The sequence below is a fragment of the Asticcacaulis sp. YBE204 genome (assembly GCF_000495855.1).
GTDB lineage: Bacteria > Pseudomonadota > Alphaproteobacteria > Caulobacterales > Caulobacteraceae > Asticcacaulis.
The window spans coordinates 24,283-43,903 of record NZ_AWGF01000021.1 but is presented as its reverse complement, the minus strand read 5'-3'; the positions used below and the strand labels follow the sequence as shown (position 1 = coordinate 43,903).

Here is a 19,621-nt window from a genome sequence, read left to right as displayed (position 1 = left end):
TCGGTGTTTTGATACGCCCAAACAAAAACCCCTCCGGCATGACACCGGAGGGGTTGGCTTAAAGCGCTGCCAAATCAGAAGACATCATAGAAGATGTCGATAATCCGGCCGGTCCTCAGATCGACAAGGACGATGTCGTTGCCGACAAAGTAGTATTCCGTGCCGTATGGCTTTGTAGGCAGGTAGTAGTAGTCCGGATCGTAGACGCGGTAGCTGTAGAAATAGCGCGGCAGGATGTCGCCATACTCATAGCGATAGCCGTAATATTCCGTCGGCACGCGGTAATAGCCGTAGCGCGGGGCGAAATAGAAGCCTATGCGAACGCCGGAATAGGAGCGGAAGTCGCGGTGCGTACGCCAGTTGTAGCTGTGGCGCGAGTTCCAGTCATAGCGGTCGTTGCGGCCATTATTGTTCCAGTTGCCGCCGCGATTGTCGCTGTTGCGATTATCGTTCCAGCCACCACGTCCGTCGTTTCCGCGATTGTCGTTACGATCCCAACCGCCGCGATCATTGCCACGCCCGTCGTTGCCCCTATTGTCGTTGCGATCAGGACGGTTTTGGGTTTGACCCGGATTTGGCGTCTGGTTCTGACCGTCACGGGTCGGACGCTGCTGAGAGCCGTTCTGCCACGTGCCGCGTCCTTCGTTGTTACGCCCGTCATTGCCGGGGTTATTGGGGCGCTGCTGCGTGCCGCGATTATCGGTATTGCCCGGATTCTGACCGGCATTCTGGCCCGGACGGCCTTGCCACTGGCCGCCACCGTTGCCGCGCGTGTCCGCACCGGGGTTCGGGTTGGTCGGGCGCTGCTGAGCATTGCCGCGATCGCCGCCGGACTGGCCTTGCGGACGCTCCTGGCGTTGTTCCGAACGTTGCTCCTGACGCGGTTGCTCCTGACGTTGAGGACGCTCCTGCCTTTGCGGAGCTTCCTGACGCTGGGCGACCTGTTGTTCGCGTTGCTGGGTTTCCGCCTGAGCGCGTTCTCGGGCCTGTTCGGCCGGACGTACGGTGCCGGCCTGAGCCATCGGTGCGACGAGCGACAAGGCGACTATCGCGGACATGGTGGTCGCCATTAAATGACGTTTTTGCATGGTTTCCTCGTGTGGCGGTCATTGAGACCTGCCGGGACTCGATGAACGGAGACTTTTTTCTCCGATTGCCCCCACTATGCGCCGTCCATCCTGAACTGAAACTGAATGAACTGTGTCAGCACAGGGGTATCCGATTCAGGCGGGACGGCCAGATTAGGAACGTGGTTTGCAATGGTATTATCTTAGATATGCAAGGCGTATGCTTCGGATTCAACCTGAGTCTTAACGACCGGCGCATAAGCAATCAATGAAGTTTGTTTTAATTTTTATGAATTATAAATAATTTAAACTGATAAATTATCGAACAAGTAATGAATATTATTCAAATAGTAAACTTAAATATGAATATTAAATCATTATTTACATAAAAAATTCACAGTAAATATCGTTGTTAACTTTAATTTCACTTGAGGGGATCAAATTCGACTTATCAACAACCCGATGGGGCCGTGCAAAAGGCGCGGATATGACGATGATGAACGAAGTTTCGACCGAAGCCCTGCCGCTGCCGACCGCCGACATGAACGGCGAAGACCTGTTCAAGCTGGGCCTGATGTATTCGACCGGCCAGAACGGTGCGCCGCTGGACCTGATCTCGGCCCACATGATGTTCAACCTCGCCTCGATGCGCGGGTCGATGGAAGCCAGCCTCTACCGCCGCGAACTGTCGAAGGAAATGGATCGCGAAGACGTCGCCGAAGCCCAGAAGGCCGCTCGCCGCTGGCTGGATCAAGGTCACACGGCCTACGCCGCCTAGGTTTTTGGATCAATTCTGGCTGTAGAGCAGCCAGTTCATGATCCCCGCAGGGACGATATTATTGATATTCTGCTCGACCCAGACGCCGGCCTCGGCCACGCGGGTTTTCGGCACATAGAGAATATCGTAGCGCCTGAGCGCTACCATCGCTCCGCCATTGCCCTTGAGCGGGCTTTTCAGATCGATCATCCGCTGCATGACCGCGCCATCCGCACCCCGCCGAATGACGATGACCTGCTTCGATTTGGCCGCATTGGTGAAGCCGCCCGCCGCGAAGACCGCCGACAGGGCGTCGAAATCGCCCGGCGCCTCGACCCAGCCGGGATTGCGCACTTCGCCGCCGACCAGCACGCGATTATTGGCCGTATCGCCCGGAAAGACGCTGACCTCAGGGTGGCGCAGGTGTGGACGGTACAGCTCGGTGATTTCCGTTTGCAGTTGCGGCACCGATTTGAACGCCGCCATGACCTGACCGACGAGGGGCAGGGTGATGCGGCCGTCCTGACCCACCACGGTCGAGCGGTTGAGTTCCGGCGCGGTCGGGATCTGGATTTCCAGCTTGTCCGATGGGTAGAAAAGATAGAGCGGATCGTCGTCGGTCCACGCCGAAAAGCGCACATTTGAAGCTTCGGGCGCTTTGGCGGCCCACGCGTTGCCAGCGACCACAAGGCCGCCGATACCCATCAGAAACGCGCGCTTCGAAATCATGGTTTTACCGCAAAATGCTTGAAGTCTTAACAATGTTTGAAAATAGGTAAGGGTTGGTTAACGCCTGCATAAGAAACTAAGGTCCAACGGGTGCGCGAAGCGTTCCGAGTCGGCGCGCGGCCTGCAAAAGCGGGAAACGCCTGCGGTGGTCAGTGAGTTTGGACTTTATGCAGTCTCAAGGGGTGTGGAACGCGGAGGAAGACGACGGCTTTACCGGGCCGGCGCGTCGAGACGCCGCGCGCAAGGCCAAGGCCGCGCCCAAATTCCAGTACGGCATCGACGACATCCTGCGCCTGTTGCTGCGCGAATGGTGGCTGATGCTGATCGTCTTCGCGACGATTCTGGGGCTGGGCGTCGCCTTTTCGATGACCCTGTCGAAATCCTATACCGCCGACGCCTCGCTGCTGATGCAGTTGGGGCAGGACTATGTCTACGTGCCGCACGCGGGCGACGCGGCGCGCGGGGCGATCGCCACCATCGACGAGGTGGTGCAGTCGGAAGTCGAAATCCTCAATTCCGCCGAACTGAAACACCGCGCTATCGAAAAGCTGGGTTACCACGCCATCGTGCCGTCCATCCCGGTCAGCTTCGTGCCGCGCACGGCGGCGCAGAAGGAACAGGCCGATCAGCAGGCGATGAAGGTGCTGGGGGCGCTGAAGACCGCGACCGCGCCGCAGAGCAATATCGTGCGGCTGGAGTTCAAGCATGAGAATGCGCAATCGGCGGCGCTGATCCTCAACACCCTGATCGACATCTATCAGAAGTACCGCCACGAGGTGTTCAGCGACGTCACCGCGCCGCTGCTGGAGCACCAGAAGGAGGCCTTCGACCGTCGTCTGCACGAGGCCGACAAGTCCTATGAGGACTTCCTGCTGCGCAACGGGGTCGGCGATTTCGTTGCGGCCAAGGCGACCTACAGCAAGCTTTACGACACGATCACGTCCGAGATCTACGTCGCCGACGCCGGAATCGCCACGGCCAGTTCGCGTCTGGCGGCGGTCAATGCGCGTCTGCGCCAGCAAGCTCCGGAAATGAGCACCGAGCGTCAGCTCGACCTCAGCATCCCGACGAAAATTCTGGCGCTCCGTCAGCAGCGCGAAGACCTTTTGGTCCGCTATACGCCGAACGCCCAGCCGGTACGCGACATCGACGAGCAGATCCGCTCGCTGGAGGCCATGCAGGCGTCCGGCCGCGCCATCGGCGAAAAGGAACACAAGATCGGCGTCAATCCGATCTATCAGCAGCTTCTCACTGATAAACTGACGCTCGAAGCCGAGATCGCCGCCACATCGGGCCGTCGGGCGCAATTGCAGGCGCAGGCTGATCAGGTGACGACCAAGCTGCAAGGTCTGGTCGGGATCGAGGCCGAATATAACAGCCTGTCGACCGAGCGAAGTGCGCTGCAAACCAATATCGCGACCTTCACCCAGCGCATTCAGGAAACCCAGGCCGCGCAGGAAATCGCCGAGAAGTCGCAAGACACGGTCCGCGTCGTCAACCGTGCTCGCCCGCCCGACAAGGCCAAGAGCCTGAAAAAGCCGGTCCTGATTCTGGCGTTTCTGTTCGGTGGGTTCACGGCGCTCTGTGCCGGTCTGTTGAGGGTCTTCCTGCGCAAGGGTTTTTCCAGCGCGGAAATGGCGTCCAAAACGCTTGATCTGCCCGTTTTAGCTCAGGCCAAGACAAAATAAGCGATGAAAAATAAAACCGGCCAAACCCCGTCCCGCAGGGGCGTTGTCCGATAGGCTTTTGATACGAAACAGCTTATGGTCCGCTCAAGCCGCCGTAAGCGTGCGATTCGGTATGTGGGTATATGGTCGATTTAACACGTGAGATGGCGGACCTGATGTCGGCACTGGGGCGTCCTCAGTCCGACCGCGGTCGCGCGCTCATGTTCGTCTCGGCCTATGCCGGCGAAGGCGTGTCGACCGTCGCGCGCGAATATGCCCGTATCGACGCGGCCTATGCCAAGCGTCCGGTGTGGCTGATCGACGCCGACCTGCGCCGTCAGGGGCAACTCGACGCCGTGCTTGAAGAGCCCGACCGCTTCGGCCCGCCGGGTCCGGTGTCGGCGGCGACGCCCGACGGTTCGGTGTTTTTCGCCCTGTCGCCCAAGGGCAAGGACGCCGAAGGCAATCCCGTGCCGGATTCCAAGTATCTCATCGCTCGCCCGTTCTTCGACAAGCGCCTGTGGGTGACGCGGTTGCGCGACCACCTGCTGATGCCGGGGCAGCGCGTCAAGCTGTTCGAACAGAGTTCCTACTGGCAGTCTCTGCGTCAGCACGCTCAGTCGATCATCGTCGATGTCCCTTCGGCGGAACGCGCCAATGCCGCCGTGCAACTGGCCCCGCTGATGGACGGCGTGGTCATCGTCATCAGCGAAGGCGAGGGCGAGATCAATGCCCGTCTGGCGCTCAAGGACGAGATCGAGCAGGCCGGTGGTCGCATCCTCGGCATGGTCTATAACAAGGCGCGGACGGTAGCCAAGCCGTCCCAGCGTCCGGCCAGCCGCTCGGCGGTCTAGCGCATGCTGCGAAAAAGTGGACACCGGTTTTTCGCGCCAAGCATGCGCCAACAGGGAATCTAGCCGTGCTTCGCGACATCATCGATGGCATCCGCGAGGATTGGGAAGGCGACTGGCTGTCGCTGATCCTCGCCGTCGGTATCCTGTTCATGTTCTCGCAGGGTTGGGTGTCGCCAGTCTTCGGATATTCGACCGAACAACCCGCCTGGGCCGGGGCGATCATCCGCAACATCTATTATCCGGTATATGTCTGTGCCTTTGTCCTGCTGGCCCTGAGCTGGCGGCAGGTACTGTCGGGGGTCATGCGGACGCCGATTCTGGTGGCGCTGATCGTCATCTGCGCGGCGTCCTACCTATGGTCGGTGGACCCCAGCGCCACGATGCGCCGGTTTATCGCCTTCGCCATGACGTGCCTCGCGGGCTATGTCATCGCGGCGCGCTTTTCGTGGACCAAGCTGATCGAGGTCGTGGCCATCGCCTATCTGATCCTGATCGCCGGGTCTTTCATCATGGCGATTCTGTTCCCCGACAAAGGCCGTATGACGACCTTGTTCGTTGGGGCGTGGCGCGGGGTGTTCGCCGAAAAGAACAATCTGGGCGCGGTGATGGACGTCGGGTATCTGGCCTGCGTCGCTGCCGCGATCCATGTGCCGAAACGGCGCTGGCTGTGGGCGGCAGCAGCAGCGGGGGCGGCGTTTCTGGTGCTCATGTCCACCTCCAAGACCTCGTTGCTGGCCCTGATCCTCGGCACCGGGGCGATGAGCTTTATCTGGCTGTCACGGCGCGGGCCGATTCTGGGGATCGTCCTGACTTGGCTGGCGGTGTGTGTCCTGATGGCGCTGGGGACCTTTATCGTCCTCATGCCGGAAAAGCTGTTTCTGCTGCTGGGCAAGGACGCAACCCTGACGGGCCGGACCAATATCTGGGAAGGCATCGACTTCGTGATGCAGAAACAGCCGCTGACGGGCTATGGCTACGGTGTGGTCTGGTCGACGGAGGGCGAGTGGACGCCGCTGCGCTGGATCACCGAGGTGGCCGGGTTCCGTGCCTATCATGCCCATTCGTGCTGGTACGAGGTGTGGCTGGCGACAGGCTATATCGGCCTGACGATCTGGGCGTGCCTGTTCGCCGAGACGTGGCTTAAGGCGTTTTACCGCACCTATCGCGGGGACGGGGGCTATTTCGCCTTGCCGTTTATCACCATCTATTCGCTGATGAGCCTGACCGAAAGCATCGCTATCGGCTGGAACGATATCCGCTGGTGTCTGATTGTGATCATGGTGGTCAAGCTGGCCCTGCCGGGGGACGGACCAAAGGCGCGGTTACTATCCGATACACCGGAGACGAAGTACAGAAAACTCTATAGTTGAGGTTTTAAGCAAGGGGAGAGGGGCCTTGAGTTTTATACAATGGCTTGAAAATTGGGCCTATGCTCGTGTTCAGAAACGACAGAGCAAGCTTTATGAAAACGCATTTTGCTATGACCGCGATTTTGAATACAAGCCGGGAAAACTTATCCAGCAATTCGTCAACAAGACCGAAAAGCCAATGGAGGTTTGGATCGAAATGTACCCCGATCTTTATACGCTTCAACCGGGTGATGAAATGACGATTATCTACGAGCAAGATCCCAAGTGGCTTGGATTGGGATTGCATACCGCAGTATATGCCGACTCTCTGCAAATTCATTTACAGGAGTTCGAAACGGCCATCGTGATGATTAATGGTCGGGTCCGCGAGCCAGAGAATCGGGTAGAGGTTTAACCTCCGGCGCGGCGCGCGCCTTCGGCGTAGGTGACGACCTCGAAATCCATTTCGATCGCCGCCTGAGCCAGTCGGTCCAGCGCCTCCGGCGTGCAGCCCCACGGCGACGGATTATCGCGCACATCGTGGGTATAAAGCACCAGCCAGCTATCCGGTGTAGCCACCGCGCGGCGCATCCAGTCGAGCGCCAGAGTCTCACCATCTACGCCTTCGATGCCGACCGCCGGGGCCTGATTGAGGTCGGTGCCGGTGGTGATCAGGCCGTGGTGCAGGGCGCGCGCCGAGGCGTAGCGCGCTGACAATTGCGCCTTGGCCTGAGGCGACACGTCGCCATAGGGATAGGCGAAGGTGGTTGAAGCGGGCAGGCCAAGCGATTGAATTATTTTTTGATTTTGATCGACGCTTGTGGCGATTTCCGAGCCCGATGCCTGACCGCAGTCGATATGCGTAAAGGTGTGACAGGCGATCTCATGGCCGCGCGTATGCAAATCCCGGACCTGTTCCGCCGTCGTATACGGGCCGAAATGGCTGTCCTCGCCCATGATCCCGGCTGAGATGAAATAGGTCGCCTTGAAGCCATGCTTTTCGATGATCTCGGCACCCGCCGTGGCGGCTGATTGCGGCGCATCGTCGAACGAGAAAGTCAGCAGGGGCCGCGTCAGACCCGACAGTTTCGCCGGTTTGCGATAGAGCAGTTTCGAGGCGCGGCGGCGCAACTTGCCATACAGCGAACGGTCGGCGGCATAGACGTCGTCGGCCATCAGACCACCTCCGCATAGAGCGCCGCGCGATAAACCCGCAGCGCCAGGGCCCGCAATTTCAATGGCATATCGTCGTTCAGCCCGATCGACTTGACCGTCTTGCGCAATAGGCCACGCAAGGGCAAGCGACGGATCAGTTTGGCGATCTTGTAGCTCGGGTACTGGGCTACGACATCGGGGTGCTTTTTGATCACGCGGGCGAAGTTGCTGACCGACTGCTCGTACTTGCGGGCCAAAGTCTCGGCGCGATCAAGGCCCATATGGGTCGCCGTATTGTCGATATGGCGGACGCCGAAGTCATTGGCCACGCGCATGGCCCATTCGACGTCTTCCCAGCCCCAGCCGGTGAAGCTGGCGTCGAAGTCCTGCGCCTTGAACACGTCGCGGCGGATAAGCAGGTTCGAGGTGAAAACGTATTTTTCCGGCTGCAAGGATCGCGTGGCCGCGTCGAGACAGTCGCTCTTGCCGGCCATCAGGCGGTGCACGGCGAAGGCCTTGTCCTGCGGCGCCTGAAGCAGCGAAAAGCCGCCGAACACCACGGCGGGATTGTCCTGCGTCACGGAGATCCAGCGTTCGAGAAAATCGGCATGGTCCGGCAGCATGTCGGAATCGAGACACAGGAAGTAGGCGCCGCGCGCCGCTGTCGTCAGGCGATTGCGTCCACGCGCCCGGCCTTCATTGGCGGGCAGGGTGATGAACTTCACCGGCAGGGCAAGATCGTCAATCGTTGACAAAACATCCTGCGTCAGATCGGGTTGCTGCGAACCGTCGTCGAGCAGGATGATCTCAACCCCCGGAATCGGCGTCAGGGCCTTGAGCAACGCGGAGGGGCTTTCGCGATAAAACGGGATCAGTACCGACAGGTGCGGCGTCGCGGCCTCGTCATAGGCGGCGTTCAAAACGACCTGAGCGGATTTGACATGTGCGTTCATGCGGCGACCTTACCCCCGAAACGCTTAAGAAGCCGTTGGCCGTGGTGGCGCACGCCGCTCAAATTCAACGTCAAAGCCAGACCAGCATAGACGACGACGCCGACCGCGCCCTTGATGATCAGTTCGATAATGCCACCGAACGCCGGGATCAGGCGTACGGCGACCATCATCAGGCCGGTCGCGGCGGCTGTCTTGAGCAGGTCCACCCACGGCACGGGCAGGGCGATCGCCTTGCGGCCCAGTATCCACGATCCGATCAGGCCGATGGCGAAACTGAGCGCCGTCGCCATGCCGGCGCCCCACAGGCCGTAGAGCGGAATCAAAGCCACGTTCAACCCGATATTGGCCACGGCCGGGACGATCATGGCGACGGTCAGCAACTTTGTCTGTTTCGACAGGGTAAAGGCCTGAAGGAAGTAATAGGTGTTGAAGCCGGAAAACAGCGCGCCGACGCTGATCAGGGCGGTGACCGACAAGGCCTGCACGCGCAAAGCTTCTCCGATCAATAATTGACTCAGCGGATCGGCGACGACGATCAGCCCGCCCACCGCCGGGAACAGGACCAGCGCCATGGTGCGGAATTGTTCACGCGCGCTGTCTTTCAGCGCGGGCAATCCGCCGCTTTCCAGTGCATGGACTAGAGCCGGGCCACCCGCTGCGCCGAACCAGATAAACAAGACGTCGAGGATGCGCGAGGCGAGGCTGTAGCCTGCGTGATAGGCCCCGGCCTCGGCTTCACCCAGAAACCCAGCGATCAGGAAACGGTCGGCGGTATAGAGCGCCAGAGTCAGGATCAGGCTGGCCGACAACGGCAGACCGTAATGGGCGTATTGCTTGGCGCGCACCGGATCGAAGCGGCCTTTGATCGCGCGGCCCCAGTCTTCGCGTACCACGAACGGCAGGGTCAGGGCGGCGATGATCCCGGCCCCCAGCAGCGGTGAGCCGCCGCCTAATCCCCCCCACGCCAACAGCGCGCCGAAGCCGAAGCCCCCGGCGGTCTGGATCATATCAAAGAACGACGCCGCACCGACGCGGCCTTCGGATCGGCGTTGCTCCTGCACCATCTTGATCAGGCTGCGGAAGACGACGACGCCCAGTCCGCAGCCGACAGCCAGCTTCAATGATTGACCGTGCGCGTCCGGAATTGGCCACAGCCATAAACCCATGCCGACAATAGCCGCGAAGGCCAGCGTCACGACGACGAACAGGCGATACAGCGTGCCATAGAGTTCCGGCGCTTCCGCATTTTCACGCGCTTCGGCGGGATAAAATCGCGCCATGGCGGCTTCGATCCACGTAAAGCACAGGGTCTGGGCGAGGCTCGAAATCCCGAAAGCCAGGGCATAACGACCGAAATCTTCCGGCGACAGGATGCGCGTGAAAGTGATCAGGGTGGCGAACCCGATCAGGCCTTGCAGCACATTGGCAGGGAGATAGCCCCACAGGCCTTTCCAGAACATATATCTCAGCTTTCGGCCCTAAGGCTTTGTTTATTTAGCGGATTGCGCTGCGGTCGTTCAATACGCAGGGAATGGTCATGGCCATGATATAGAGGTCGAGCCATAGCGAATGGCGTTCGATATAGTCGACATCGAGCTGGATGCGGCGGCGCACGTCGTCGGCGGTTTCCAGCGCTCCGCGCGAGCCGTTGATCGCCGCCCAGCCGGTCATGCCGGGCTTCATGCGGTGGCGCCACGCATATTCGGCGACAAGGCGCGCGGATTCGTCCGGGCCGGTCTTCATGCCGATGGCGTGGGGGCGCGGCCCGACCAGCGACATCTCGCCCTTGAGGACGTTGAACAACTGCGGCAGTTCGTCGATCGAGGTCTTACGGATGAATTTGCCGACGCGCGTCACGCGGTCGTCGTTGCGCGAGATCTGACGCGAGGCGGTGGCATCGGCGGCCTCGTTGCGCATCGAACGGAACTTCCACACATTGATCGCTTCGTTGTTGAAACCGTGCCGGCGCTGGCGGAAGAAGACCGGGCCGGGGCTGTCCAGCTTGATGATCAGGGCGACGATCGCCATTAGCGGCGCGAAGACGACCAGCGCGATCAGGCCGATAATGATGTCCTGAAAGCGCTTGTTGAAGGCCTTGCGCTCGTCTTCGGAAATGCCCGACACCTTGGCCAGCGGCATGTCTGACAGGCGCGACAGGGCGGCCTGACGGCCGGTCTCGTTATGGACGTCGACCAGCAGCGACACGTCGTTCGGCAGCATTTTCAGCTTTTCGATCAGGTGGTTGACGCGCGCCTTGGCCGACGGGTCGAGCGCGACGACGATCTGATCGACATAGGGCGTGATCTTGTGGCTCAGCAGGGCCTGCGTGTCGCCGAGGATCGGCACGCCGGACACCGCATCCGGGTTGCGCGCCAGACGATCGTCGAAGATACCCAGGATGTTGACGTCGCGGCGTTCCAGCGCCGTATCTATCAGCTTTTGCGCGTGACGCGTGGCGCCGACGATGACGATGTTCGGCGTTAGAAGCCCGCGCTTGCGCCAGCTGCGCACGACCTCGAACCACAAAACGTGCATCAGGGTCAGGGTACACAGGGCGGTGAGCGTCCACAGGCCGAGCAAGGGCACTTCCTGCGACTCGTTGGGCGAAAACTGCGAGGCGCAGACGCCACCCAGAGCGCCGAGGAACACGGCGGCGGCGACCTTACCGACGTGAACCAGCAGGTTTTCGGTGCGCAGAAACTGATAGAGGTTGAGGCTTTTCAACGCCCAGCCGGTGACCATGACGGCGGTCAGGAACGGCAGAACTTCGGAGACGGGTGAGCGCATCCACCCCAGCGGCGCGATCAGTTGGGCCAGCACCATGGTGAAGCCTGTGATCAGCAAAATGTCGCCGATACGGAACAGGCGGGCATAGCGGTCGTTCGAGCGGCGCTCGCGCAGGGAAATCAGGCGTTCGGGACGAAACGGCCCGCGGCGGTCGCGCGGATCGACAGGCTCAGGGGTCGGCACGGCGCGCATCTGCGGCTTCAGCGACGGATCGGTCTGATCCTTTGCTGTGGCCTGACCACCGGCCCGATGGGCCAGGGTGTCGCGTTTCAGGGCGTCAAGCATGTCCGTTCTGAACACTCTTTGGGGCGTGGTAGCATTATGCGTTGAGGACACCATAGCCCAAGGGGTTTAGACAACCGTTAACGCAGGGCCTTTTTCCTTAAGGGGCCGGGAAGGCGCGGGGTGTGGCGGACTGTTCACACTTTTCCTGACGCGCCCCGTTGCCTTTTGGCGTGTGTCGGGTTAAGTCAGCCGTAACGGAGACGTGCCCGAGAGGCCGAAGGGACTCGTTTGCTAAATGAGCGTACCCCAAAAGGGTACCGTGGGTTCGAATCCCACCGTCTCCGCCATTTTCCTTTATATCTTATTAATTTTAAACGGTTTTTACGTTTTTACGGCTTCCTTCCCGCCTAAAATGCCGCCTTCTTAATCGGTATTGTTGGTGACTGATTGATACGGGCTGCAACGCCGAAAATGCCGGTTAGGCTTTGCGTTCGGCTACAAGAATCATCGTGTAGCCGAAATTGCCCGTTACCTTGTCGCTTGAGTGTTGGCTCCAGCCGGTAATTTTTTCGTCCTTGGCTTCCATCAGCGCTTTGATCGCGTCGATGTGAAATTGAAGCTTGTCGTCAAAAGACTGAGGCCCTTCCGCGTGAGCGACTGCCACCGGCAAAGCGACCGCCGCGCCAATGAAGGGCAGGCCCTGTAAGAGTTTGCGCCGGTTCATTTGACACTCCCACCCATCCAAAGTTCGCCATCTTTGATAAACGTCGTGTTGCCCTTGCCGTCAGTTGCGAACGAGTGAACGGGCGACCGTTGATTGGTGAATGCCTTGCGGGCAACTTCCCAAGACGACTTTTCGTCCTCGGATTGGCTGAAGTCCAGTTCATCGCCGTTTGGTTCGGTGTCGCTGTCGTGGCCCTCGTCGTCGCATTGCGCGCCTTCGTCCTCGGAGACCTGTTCGCGGTCGAATCCGTCTTCAACGTCCGGATCGCCGTCTATGGCGTCCATTGCCGCCAAGAGCGTTTCAATAGCTTGCGCCATGCGTTCGCGTAGCTGCCGGAGTTGTTCGCGGGGGTGTATAAGGATATTGGACACCCCAGACACAGGGGTGCTAAAGCTGCCATCAGCCATGACCGTATCTCCTTCGGATCGGTTGCGGTTAGGTCGCGCCGGGTGCTTCCAACACCTTGCGTGACCGCTAAGTTTATGACATCATAAAGTCATGTCGTCAATTGATAACGTTAAAAAGTCAAAAACAGGTAGGCCGTCCGTAGATTCGGAGGCTTTGACTTTGCGTCTGCCGCGCGACCTCATCGCCGCCGTAGATAACTACCGCCGCGCGCAATCAGATTTGCCAACAAGACCTGAAGCAATCCGGCAGATCCTTTCTTTGCATTTCGGGAAGAAGTGACAAAATTCTTACCCATACTCGCTAAGGAAGCGACGGCGGCGAAGCTTATGGATATGTCCGTCTCAGAGTTTCGCTCGCTGGTCGAAGCTGGCTCCTTGCCACGCGGGAGAGAGATTGCGCCCGGTTTCGTCCGGTGGGTTGTTGACGACCTGCGCCTGATAGCGAGCGGGCGAGCCGCTGACGGCATGGACGACATCAAATGGTGACACCACTTTCCCCCAAAACTGGGGGACAGGCCCAGAGGGACTCGAACCCCAAGCACTACGTTGACATCGTAGGGGTCACAGGTTCCCGGTAGAGCGCATCCTTGGTAAGGCTGAGGTCGGCAAACCCTCTGCCTGCACCCCGCCAGTTCGCATTTACATCTGCGAACCAAGTGCGTACTGCGTACCGCTCGAAAAGCTTATTTCACAAGGCTTTGAGGCCGGTACGCGCCTTGTGAACACCCCCCTATCGCTATTGGAGAAAAAAATCTCTGAATGCTGGGGCAGCGGGTATTTGAGGGAGCGAGCGTCCGAACGCTACACCCGCCCCCCCCGGTGTCCGGACGGTAAGGAGCCGCCCGAATCCTATTCCTCGCCGATATCCAGCTTTCCGTCCTTGATGCCGTAGATCAGCGCCCCAAGGGTCATAGTGGCGATCTGGGCGCAAACGTCGAGGTTGCCGGGTATGACCTCCTCCTCGACAAAAGAGCCCGCGTCACGCGCGTTATATTCCCCTGCGCCGATAAGGCCATAGGTTAGGACGGTCTTGATCTCATGCACCTTCCACTGGCGACCGATGAACCTTTGAAGCGCGGCAGGTATCCCGCCATTAAGCTGGAACTCCAGCGCCTGAAGGTCTGAAGCCCGCAGACAGAAGTCATGGGCCTCGCCACCAAGGGACGCGGTGTAAGTGGTATTCTTGCTCACTTGTCCATCCTGTCCAAACATTGTTGAAGCATGACCTGTGAGAGGATTTTAGGGCGCAGACGAGCGCGGGCTTCTGCAATCATCCTGTCGAAGGCGGGAAGGGCCGCGCCGACGACATCAATGGGCGTCCCTTGATCAAGATACTTGCCCAAGGCTTCATCACGAAAGTTCGCCAACTGCAAATCAAGCATGGCGTCGGTGATCTCGTCGGCGGTCATTTGCTGTTCCTTTGGAGGTGGTCGATATCGTTTTTTAGAAGTTGAAGCCTGCGGGTTAGGTCGTTTTCGCGCATCAAATGGCGGGCCTCTATTTCGACGAGACACCGGCGCATCATCGCCTTAAACAAGACTTCAACCTGCCACGCCTTGGCGTCCTTGCCCTTGGTAAGGGGCGCGCCGGGAGCGAAATGCGCCGCAGCCAGTTCGGCAGCCTTTTCATTGAGCCGGTCGAACCACGCCCCAGCCAGCACCTCGGCCTCAGCAAGAACGTCGTCAGGAACGCCTTTTATCGTTACCCGGCCCATTACGCGACCTCACCCCAGCCAATTCCCGTGATCTGGGCTACCGCATCGGTACGGGTGCGGCGCGCGGCGAAGTCGATAACAGCCTTCATCGCGACGGAGTTGGTTTGCCACATCGAGGTCAGAACGCCATCAGCGCCAAGCGAGGGGGTGTCGTTCATCTGGATCGAGGCTTGCCCCGAACTATCGAGGGAGAAGTCACCCAGCCCCGCCGCCACAGCCGCGCCATTGACGAGGCGAAGCGTTCCGGCCGGAATTGCGTTGCTCACCATTGCGGGCAGGCCAAGGAGTTCGCCGCCCTGCGGGGTCATGCCTTCGCCAAGGTCAGGGAACAGGCTCAGGCCGTTCGCAACGTCCGGCGACATAGCCCAAACGAGATATCCCGCGCCCGTCGTGTTAACCGCGGCGAGCAATGCCTTCACATCGTCGCGCGCATTGGCCTCCGTATTGCCAGACGACGCATCGGCAAAAGTCGGGCTGGGCATGATCAGTTCCCAGAATTTTTGATCGACCACGGTGCTTACCGCGATCCTCAGTTCGGCGTTGATCGTGTTCAGGGCCTCGGTGCTGGACGACCTGATAAGCTCATCGGATGCGACGAGCATGGCGCAGGCCTTTACGGGCGTGAGTTCGGGGGATGACAAAGTGATGGTGGATAGCGGGATAGGTTGACCTTCACCGACAATCCAGCCGGTAGCGTTCATCGTCGTGACGCCGAGGTGCGTTCTCAGTGGCACGCGGCGAAGGCCCGAATCCCAGAGACGAAAGAAAACTGACGTCGTGCGCAGGGTGCTGAACCATGCGTTTGCTGAAATACGCCAGTCCGCCAGCGCATCGCCCGTGCCGTTGTCATGGGTGTGAAGGCCGGGGATGATTGCTTTTTGAAGAAGGGTAACCACCCGATCCGACGCACCGAAGCCTCGCGCCGCCGTAGCGCCGAAGTCTCCCCCGCCGTTCAGTTCGGCCATCATCTTCGCTTTGGCGATCATTGCGACATCGCCGTGTCGTAGGTCTTGAATGCTCATCTCTGTTCTTTCTGTGATAAAGGGCGCGGTGTTACCGCACAGTGCCAAGGGTGTTGAGGGAACGGACGCGACCGGCGAACGACTTCCCGGCGTTGCGATCAGCCTGTCTGATCGCGGTTTCTTGCGCGCGTGATGCCATGCGCTGCATCTGGCTCAAGAGGTCTTCGGTTACGACGGCCCCCTTCATGTCAAAGCGAAGGCTTTGATTGACCATAGTAGGGGCGGCGCGACCCATCTGAGAGGCCGAAGGCATGTTCCGGGTGAAGTCAGTTACATTCTCGCGCGGGTGCATCATGGCGAGGAACCCGCCCTTACCGTCGAGCCCACCGGCCCGCGCCGCGTTGCCCGTCGATCCGCCCCCGTCGAAGCTTGGGATTTTGGAAAGGATCTTATCCAGACGCCCGCCTTTCGTGACGCCGCCGCCTTCAAGATCGACGCCGAGGAAGCCCGCTGCTTTGAGGGCAAGCCATTCCGCAAGCATGTTCTGGAAAACGCGAGTCATCGTCGCACCGAAGTCTTCACCTCGTGCGATAGCGTCACCGAAGGCGTACGAAATTCCTTGCCCGACATAAGCCGCCTGCCGCGCCAACTCCTGTTGCTTGGCAATAATGGGGTCGAGAACGCCGCCCGTGGCTTCCAGCTCATCGTTGAACAATTCAGTATCTAGGCGAATTTCCCCCGCCAAAATCGCCATCGTCCGAAGCTGATCTTCGGTATAAACACCCAAAGAGCTGTTATCGAAGTCAGAGCGCTGGGCGGTTGCAAGGGCAGATTTAGGCGTTGTCTTTGCCGTCGCCCCCGCCTTTGCTGCGGTCTTTGCAGCACCACCGACGCCTACCTTTTGGCCTTCCAATAGGGCAAGCGCGCCCTGTGACTCGGCGTCGATCTTCGTTTGCTCCCGGCGCTGGGCGGCCAGTTGCATGACCGTCTGTGTCTGGGCGGCGTCTGCCTGTCGGCGGCGCTGTTCGGCCAAAAGATTCTGATAGGTTTGATCGACCGGCTTACCTTTCACGTCACCGTTCAGCTTTTTGGCCATTTCACGATCAGACTTTGCCACGGCAAGGGCCTTTGCTAAGTCCTCGTCGGTCGCCCCGTTCGGATTGGCCAGAACCTTGTCGCGCAGGTCGTACTTCTCCTTCGTCGCCGCTTGGCTCATCCAGCTGTCAGCGAGCAATGCGGTCGCGCCGCTCAGGCCAGCAACACCGATAGCGCCAAGACCGGCCAGAGCAATGCGCGCATTACCAGTCCACGCGATCAGGGCTTTCATGCCGGTGATGACGCGGGAAATGGGGCCCGACGCCGCCACAAGGCCAAGGAGGGCCAGCGATGCGAGCTGAACGCCTTCGGGAAGGTCGGTGAAAGCGTTCGTCAGGCCTGTCGCCGTCTTCGTCGCACTCAGCATGGCCGGAAGGAGCGAATTACCGAGAGCAATGGCCGCGTCCTTAAAATCCCCCTGCATCCGCTTGGTTTGGTTCGCCAGCGAGCCCTGCGTGCGCTCCGCGTCACCGGCGGCGACCGCTGTTTTTTGCAGGATCAGGTTCGTCCTGGCTATCGCCTTAGCAGCCTCCGGCGCTTGTTCGGCATTGCCTTTGAAGCCGAGGCGCAGAAGTTCGGCCTTGACCGCCGCCTCGTTAATCACGGCCCCGAAGCGCTTAAGCGGCTCCGTCTCGCCAGTGATTCCGGAGATAACCGCCTGCATCGCCTCGGCGTCGGAAACGTTAAAAAGGGAGCCGATATCAACCGCGCGCGCAGTCAGCTTCTGGATGATATCCAAAGCCTGTTGACCGGACAAACCCATGCCGGAAAGCACAAGCTGAAGCCCGGTCATTTGGCCTTTCACGTCTGTGACCGAACGGCCCACCTTGTCGGCGAGCGTCTTGGCGAAAGCTTCCGCGTCTTTGGTCGATTCCTTGAAAGCGACCTCGAAGGCTGATTGCAGTTCAGCAGCATCGGACGCGGCCTTCACTGAATAGGCGGCGATGCCGAGGAACGCGATTTGCGCCGATGCCTGCGCAGTATCGAAAGCACGGCCAAAAGAACGGCTCATTTCCTGAGCGGCCCTCTGGGCTCGCTTCTCCATGCGCGCCGCTTCTCGGTCAACCGTGTTCGCGCCTTTTTCCATGCCCTTTTGCAGGCGGCGTATGTCGGCGGAAAGCTGAAGAACGAGGGCGTCGGAATCGCGGGCCATGTTTTACGCGCCCTTCGTCTTGCGCGAACGCGCGATGATTTCATCGACGGCAAGGGCGGCAGTTTGGGACTTCCCCAAAACCCTTACGACGGCTTCCTGAAAGCCGGGATGCGAAACAACGCGCCGGAAAAGATCGTCGTCGGCTTCAGTCTGTTTGTTCTGTTTGCCGGTCATGAAAGCTCCTTTTTCTGATTTAAGAATCCCATTGTTCGCGGGTTGCCGATACGTCCGATATGTCCGTTTCCATGTCCGAAATGTCCGTTTGCCGGACATAGCGCCGAACGCGGACAAGTTCAGATTTTCGGATTTCCCACCTCCCACCGGCTTTTTCACCAAGCCCCTGTTCATGAGCAATGCGCCTAACCTGTCGGGTAGTGATGCCAAGGAGCGCCGAGGCTTCCGACGCGGAAAGCCAGATTTCAGGCTCTGGGGGCGGCGCTGTTTGCGGCGCGAGCGAAGGGCTGATCAGTTGCCGGATCGCCGACAGTTCGGACAGGACCGCATTCTGTTGTGCGCGCGAAGCGATCATTTCGGACAGGATCGCGGCTAGGAGAGCGTTAGTTTGATCGCTCATGACAGGTCATCCCCTACGGGGATGGCCCCAACTTTTGTGTTTGAAATTGCCTCTGGTGCGAACGGACCTTGGGACCGGGTGTGACAGTCGGGACTAGAGGGGTCTTCATCCCGCCCCCCTACATAGGTCAGCGTAACGTTGATACGCATTTCACGGTCGCAAAATATTCGGCGACGGTCGCAAAATGTGACACCGTCAGGCGGCAAAGCAGCATTCACGGTCGCAAAATGTGACACCGTGGCGGACAACTTGCAAAAGACCACGGTCGCAAAATACGGCACACATATACATCTAGCCATAGGCACTGTCTTTTGAGAGAGAGCAGGAGCGGGGGCGAAGCTATTCATCAAGCGGCGCTCCCCGCTCTGCTCGGCTGCACACAATCTGAATCTTTCTCGGCGCGAAGCGTCGCAGGGCCTGCCGGTCGCCATCTCCGAAAGTCGTTCGAGGCTTCCCTCCCGGTTCTGTTGCACTTGATGCATGCCAAGCGATATTCAGCCGCCAAGCGAACCTTGGTCGTAAATGAACCCTCCTGAGTACGGTCGATCAAGGCGACACTGATTAGCTGATTGATTGAGGCCGTGACGGTGTTTGGAGCGACGTTGCACTCAAGCGCAAGATCGCGAACCGAGGCCGCCAGATAGCCGTTGTTCTCGCCATTAAACCGTCTTGCGATTTGCAAGTAGATAGAGCGGGCGGCTGGTGTGAGGCTTTTCCATGCGGCGGAGTCAATCACGTCGTATCGCATCATAACGAATGGAGGGCCGCCTTTGCGGCGGCCCTTTTGATCATGTTTGGCCATTCGCCACCTTCTCAGTAGCGTGGATTTGGCGGTGATGCTTGCGACACAACCACTTCACATCCATTGGGCGGTCATAATCCTCATGATGACCATCTATGACGGCATCGTTGACACCGTGAACGGCGGCGCAGACTTCACACGGCTTGCGTTCGATCAGACCGCGCCGGAGTGCCGATCTCAATGAGTGATGCGCCCAGATCGCCTTCGGGTTTTCTGTCCGCCAGTTCAGGGGCGTCTCGCGTGATTCAAGTTCTCCTTTTTGTGTCATGCCGCACCTACGGCATAGGCCAGTTCCGCCACGAGGCGAGCATGAGCATTGGTGAGGCCAAATCGCGCCCGGACCTTAGCCGCAACCCAAGGCGCTTGTTCGGCGCGTTCACTGGTGATAATGTGGGATTTGTTCTTGCCGCCAAGCTGAACAGATTTTGCGCCCCCGTTTGCCGTGCCACCGGCTGCGGGGGTTTCATTTTTTACGATCATGTTTCGTCTCCCTACGCCGCGACCGGGCGGGAGGATTCCCACGTTTCAATGTCGGAAAGCTTCCAGCGTGTGCAGCCGGGGGAGAGAGAAACAGGCTTGGGGAAAGCAATATCGTCCGACTTGGCCCAGCGCCAAATCGAGATGCGAGAAACGCCGAAGCGGTCGGC

At 59.5% G+C, this 19,621-nt stretch carries 23 protein-coding genes, 1 tRNA gene and 1 pseudogene; 6 read left to right on the top strand and 19 right to left on the bottom strand.

Annotation, left to right across the window (positions count from 1 at the left end; genetic code table 11):
- Window positions 1–74 precede the first annotated feature (74 nt).
- Window positions 75–1,058, bottom strand: a complete 984-nt coding sequence (locus AEYBE204_RS39750; protein ID WP_162148420.1) for an RcnB family protein — start codon at window positions 1,056–1,058, stop codon at window positions 75–77.
- Between the two features lie 496 nt (window positions 1,059–1,554).
- On the opposite strand from AEYBE204_RS39750, the gene AEYBE204_RS38540 reads away from it, so the two are divergent.
- Complete coding sequence (locus AEYBE204_RS38540; protein ID WP_023464014.1) at window positions 1,555–1,845, top strand: hypothetical protein; 291 nt, start codon at window positions 1,555–1,557, stop codon at window positions 1,843–1,845.
- Between the two features lie 9 nt (window positions 1,846–1,854).
- Here AEYBE204_RS38540 and AEYBE204_RS38535 read toward each other — a convergent pair whose 3' ends face one another.
- On the bottom strand, window positions 1,855–2,553 hold the full coding sequence (locus AEYBE204_RS38535) for a polysaccharide biosynthesis/export family protein (protein WP_023464013.1): 699 nt from the start codon (window positions 2,551–2,553) through the stop codon (window positions 1,855–1,857).
- 167 nt (window positions 2,554–2,720) lie between these two features.
- On the opposite strand from AEYBE204_RS38535, the gene AEYBE204_RS38530 reads away from it, so the two are divergent.
- From AEYBE204_RS38530 to AEYBE204_RS38515, 4 genes are all read left to right on the top strand, one after another.
- Window positions 2,721–4,241 (top strand): Wzz/FepE/Etk N-terminal domain-containing protein, encoded by a 1,521-nt coding sequence (locus AEYBE204_RS38530; RefSeq protein ID WP_023464012.1) that lies wholly within the window; start codon window positions 2,721–2,723, stop codon window positions 4,239–4,241.
- Window positions 4,242–4,363: 122 nt separating this feature from the next.
- On the top strand, window positions 4,364–5,074 hold the full coding sequence (locus tag AEYBE204_RS38525) for a hypothetical protein (RefSeq protein WP_023464011.1): 711 nt from the start codon (window positions 4,364–4,366) through the stop codon (window positions 5,072–5,074).
- Between the two features lie 65 nt (window positions 5,075–5,139).
- Window positions 5,140–6,444 carry an O-antigen ligase gene (locus AEYBE204_RS38520; RefSeq protein ID WP_023464010.1) on the top strand — a complete coding sequence of 435 codons (1,305 nt, stop codon included), beginning with the start codon at window positions 5,140–5,142 and terminating at the stop codon, window positions 6,442–6,444.
- Between the two features lie 25 nt (window positions 6,445–6,469).
- Window positions 6,470–6,838 (top strand): hypothetical protein, encoded by a 369-nt coding sequence (locus AEYBE204_RS38515; RefSeq protein WP_023464009.1) that lies wholly within the window; start codon window positions 6,470–6,472, stop codon window positions 6,836–6,838.
- Here AEYBE204_RS38515 and AEYBE204_RS38510 read toward each other — a convergent pair.
- The 4 genes from AEYBE204_RS38510 to AEYBE204_RS38495 are packed head-to-tail and all read right to left on the bottom strand — an operon-like array spanning window position 6,835 to window position 11,603.
- Window positions 6,835–7,599: a polysaccharide deacetylase family protein gene (locus AEYBE204_RS38510; protein WP_023464008.1), complete on the bottom strand. Its 765-nt coding sequence runs from the start codon at window positions 7,597–7,599 to the stop codon at window positions 6,835–6,837. The genes AEYBE204_RS38515 and AEYBE204_RS38510 overlap by 4 nt on opposite strands.
- Window positions 7,599–8,531, bottom strand: a complete 933-nt coding sequence (locus AEYBE204_RS38505; protein ID WP_023464007.1) for a glycosyltransferase family 2 protein — start codon at window positions 8,529–8,531, stop codon at window positions 7,599–7,601. Before AEYBE204_RS38505 ends, AEYBE204_RS38510 begins: the two co-directional genes overlap by 1 nt.
- Window positions 8,528–9,991, bottom strand: a complete 1,464-nt coding sequence (locus tag AEYBE204_RS38500; RefSeq protein WP_023464006.1) for a lipopolysaccharide biosynthesis protein — start codon at window positions 9,989–9,991, stop codon at window positions 8,528–8,530. The genes AEYBE204_RS38505 and AEYBE204_RS38500 overlap by 4 nt, the downstream gene beginning before the upstream one ends.
- A 34-nt stretch (window positions 9,992–10,025) precedes the next feature.
- A complete protein-coding gene (locus tag AEYBE204_RS38495) occupies window positions 10,026–11,603 on the bottom strand; it encodes an undecaprenyl-phosphate glucose phosphotransferase (protein ID WP_023464005.1) in 1,578 nt (525 codons plus the stop codon).
- A 196-nt stretch (window positions 11,604–11,799) separates the two neighbouring features.
- On the opposite strand from AEYBE204_RS38495, the gene AEYBE204_RS38490 reads away from it, so the two are divergent.
- A tRNA-Ser gene (locus AEYBE204_RS38490) sits at window positions 11,800–11,890 on the top strand.
- A gap of 131 nt (window positions 11,891–12,021) precedes the next feature.
- On the opposite strand, the gene AEYBE204_RS38485 is transcribed toward AEYBE204_RS38490, so the two are convergent.
- From AEYBE204_RS38485 to AEYBE204_RS41140, 13 genes and pseudogenes are all read right to left on the bottom strand, one after another.
- On the bottom strand, window positions 12,022–12,267 hold the full coding sequence (locus AEYBE204_RS38485; protein ID WP_023464004.1) for a hypothetical protein: 246 nt from the start codon (window positions 12,265–12,267) through the stop codon (window positions 12,022–12,024).
- The gene (locus AEYBE204_RS38480; protein ID WP_023464003.1) at window positions 12,264–12,674 is read right to left on the bottom strand and encodes a hypothetical protein; all 411 of its coding nucleotides are present in this window, start codon (window positions 12,672–12,674) and stop codon (window positions 12,264–12,266) included. The genes AEYBE204_RS38485 and AEYBE204_RS38480 overlap by 4 nt, the downstream gene beginning before the upstream one ends.
- Window positions 12,675–13,523: 849 nt before the next feature.
- Window positions 13,524–13,865 (bottom strand): GTA-gp10 family protein, encoded by a 342-nt coding sequence (locus tag AEYBE204_RS38475; RefSeq protein ID WP_023464001.1) that lies wholly within the window; start codon window positions 13,863–13,865, stop codon window positions 13,524–13,526.
- Window positions 13,862–14,083, bottom strand: coding sequence for a hypothetical protein (locus tag AEYBE204_RS38470; protein WP_023464000.1), 222 nt, complete (start codon window positions 14,081–14,083; stop codon window positions 13,862–13,864). Before AEYBE204_RS38470 ends, AEYBE204_RS38475 begins: the two co-directional genes overlap by 4 nt.
- Window positions 14,080–14,388, bottom strand: a complete 309-nt coding sequence (locus AEYBE204_RS38465) for a hypothetical protein (RefSeq protein ID WP_023463999.1) — start codon at window positions 14,386–14,388, stop codon at window positions 14,080–14,082. The genes AEYBE204_RS38470 and AEYBE204_RS38465 overlap by 4 nt, the downstream gene beginning before the upstream one ends.
- Window positions 14,388–15,410 (bottom strand): phage major capsid protein, encoded by a 1,023-nt coding sequence (locus AEYBE204_RS38460; RefSeq protein WP_023463998.1) that lies wholly within the window; start codon window positions 15,408–15,410, stop codon window positions 14,388–14,390. Before AEYBE204_RS38460 ends, AEYBE204_RS38465 begins: the two co-directional genes overlap by 1 nt.
- Before the next feature lie 31 nt (window positions 15,411–15,441).
- Complete coding sequence (locus AEYBE204_RS38455; RefSeq protein WP_023463997.1) at window positions 15,442–17,598, bottom strand: hypothetical protein; 2,157 nt, start codon at window positions 17,596–17,598, stop codon at window positions 15,442–15,444.
- A gap of 3 nt (window positions 17,599–17,601) precedes the next feature.
- Entirely contained in the window at window positions 17,602–17,772 is a 171-nt protein-coding gene (locus AEYBE204_RS40505; RefSeq protein ID WP_023463996.1) for a hypothetical protein, read from the bottom strand.
- 19 nt (window positions 17,773–17,791) lie between these two features.
- Window positions 17,792–18,172 carry a helix-turn-helix domain-containing protein gene (locus AEYBE204_RS38450; RefSeq protein ID WP_023463995.1) on the bottom strand — a complete coding sequence of 127 codons (381 nt, stop codon included), beginning with the start codon at window positions 18,170–18,172 and terminating at the stop codon, window positions 17,792–17,794.
- 346 nt (window positions 18,173–18,518) lie between these two features.
- Window positions 18,519–18,974: a hypothetical protein gene (locus AEYBE204_RS39745; protein WP_155908509.1), complete on the bottom strand. Its 456-nt coding sequence runs from the start codon at window positions 18,972–18,974 to the stop codon at window positions 18,519–18,521.
- Window positions 18,961–19,242 carry a hypothetical protein gene (locus AEYBE204_RS40135; RefSeq protein ID WP_081724759.1) on the bottom strand — a complete coding sequence of 94 codons (282 nt, stop codon included), beginning with the start codon at window positions 19,240–19,242 and terminating at the stop codon, window positions 18,961–18,963. Before AEYBE204_RS40135 ends, AEYBE204_RS39745 begins: the two co-directional genes overlap by 14 nt.
- Window positions 19,239–19,454 carry a hypothetical protein gene (locus AEYBE204_RS40500; RefSeq protein ID WP_155908507.1) on the bottom strand — a complete coding sequence of 72 codons (216 nt, stop codon included), beginning with the start codon at window positions 19,452–19,454 and terminating at the stop codon, window positions 19,239–19,241. Before AEYBE204_RS40500 ends, AEYBE204_RS40135 begins: the two co-directional genes overlap by 4 nt.
- 11 nt (window positions 19,455–19,465) lie before the next feature.
- Window positions 19,466–19,618 (bottom strand): annotated as a pseudogene (locus AEYBE204_RS41140) (helix-turn-helix transcriptional regulator); the annotation flags it as partial.
- Between the last annotated feature and the right edge of the window lie 3 nt (window positions 19,619–19,621).

Bases quoted from the DNA above. Each gene is read 5' to 3' on its own strand.
- AEYBE204_RS40505 (WP_023463996.1), bottom strand. From the start codon at position 17,772: ATGACCGGCAAACAGAACAAACAGACTGAAGCCGACGACGATCTTTTC.
- AEYBE204_RS38455 (WP_023463997.1), bottom strand. From the start codon at position 17,598: ATGGCCCGCGATTCCGACGCCCTCGTTCTTCAGCTTTCCGCCGACATA.
- AEYBE204_RS38500 (WP_023464006.1), bottom strand. From the start codon at position 9,991: ATGTTCTGGAAAGGCCTGTGGGGCTATCTCCCTGCCAATGTGCTGCAA.
- AEYBE204_RS38540 (WP_023464014.1), top strand. From the start codon at position 1,555: ATGACGATGATGAACGAAGTTTCGACCGAAGCCCTGCCGCTGCCGACC.
- AEYBE204_RS38460 (WP_023463998.1), bottom strand. From the start codon at position 15,410: ATGAGCATTCAAGACCTACGACACGGCGATGTCGCAATGATCGCCAAA.
- AEYBE204_RS38465 (WP_023463999.1), bottom strand. From the start codon at position 14,388: ATGGGCCGGGTAACGATAAAAGGCGTTCCTGACGACGTTCTTGCTGAG.
- AEYBE204_RS38480 (WP_023464003.1), bottom strand. From the start codon at position 12,674: ATGGCTGATGGCAGCTTTAGCACCCCTGTGTCTGGGGTGTCCAATATC.
- AEYBE204_RS38530 (WP_023464012.1), top strand. From the start codon at position 2,721: ATGCAGTCTCAAGGGGTGTGGAACGCGGAGGAAGACGACGGCTTTACC.
- AEYBE204_RS38535 (WP_023464013.1), bottom strand. From the start codon at position 2,553: ATGATTTCGAAGCGCGCGTTTCTGATGGGTATCGGCGGCCTTGTGGTC.
- AEYBE204_RS40135 (WP_081724759.1), bottom strand. From the start codon at position 19,242: ATGACACAAAAAGGAGAACTTGAATCACGCGAGACGCCCCTGAACTGG.
- AEYBE204_RS38495 (WP_023464005.1), bottom strand. From the start codon at position 11,603: ATGCTTGACGCCCTGAAACGCGACACCCTGGCCCATCGGGCCGGTGGT.
- AEYBE204_RS38525 (WP_023464011.1), top strand. From the start codon at position 4,364: ATGGTCGATTTAACACGTGAGATGGCGGACCTGATGTCGGCACTGGGG.
- AEYBE204_RS39745 (WP_155908509.1), bottom strand. From the start codon at position 18,974: ATGGCCAAACATGATCAAAAGGGCCGCCGCAAAGGCGGCCCTCCATTC.
- AEYBE204_RS40500 (WP_155908507.1), bottom strand. From the start codon at position 19,454: ATGATCGTAAAAAATGAAACCCCCGCAGCCGGTGGCACGGCAAACGGG.
- AEYBE204_RS39750 (WP_162148420.1), bottom strand. From the start codon at position 1,058: ATGTCCGCGATAGTCGCCTTGTCGCTCGTCGCACCGATGGCTCAGGCC.
- AEYBE204_RS38470 (WP_023464000.1), bottom strand. From the start codon at position 14,083: ATGACCGCCGACGAGATCACCGACGCCATGCTTGATTTGCAGTTGGCG.
- AEYBE204_RS38510 (WP_023464008.1), bottom strand. From the start codon at position 7,599: ATGGCCGACGACGTCTATGCCGCCGACCGTTCGCTGTATGGCAAGTTG.
- AEYBE204_RS38450 (WP_023463995.1), bottom strand. From the start codon at position 18,172: ATGAGCGATCAAACTAACGCTCTCCTAGCCGCGATCCTGTCCGAAATG.
- AEYBE204_RS38485 (WP_023464004.1), bottom strand. From the start codon at position 12,267: ATGAACCGGCGCAAACTCTTACAGGGCCTGCCCTTCATTGGCGCGGCG.
- AEYBE204_RS38505 (WP_023464007.1), bottom strand. From the start codon at position 8,531: ATGAACGCACATGTCAAATCCGCTCAGGTCGTTTTGAACGCCGCCTAT.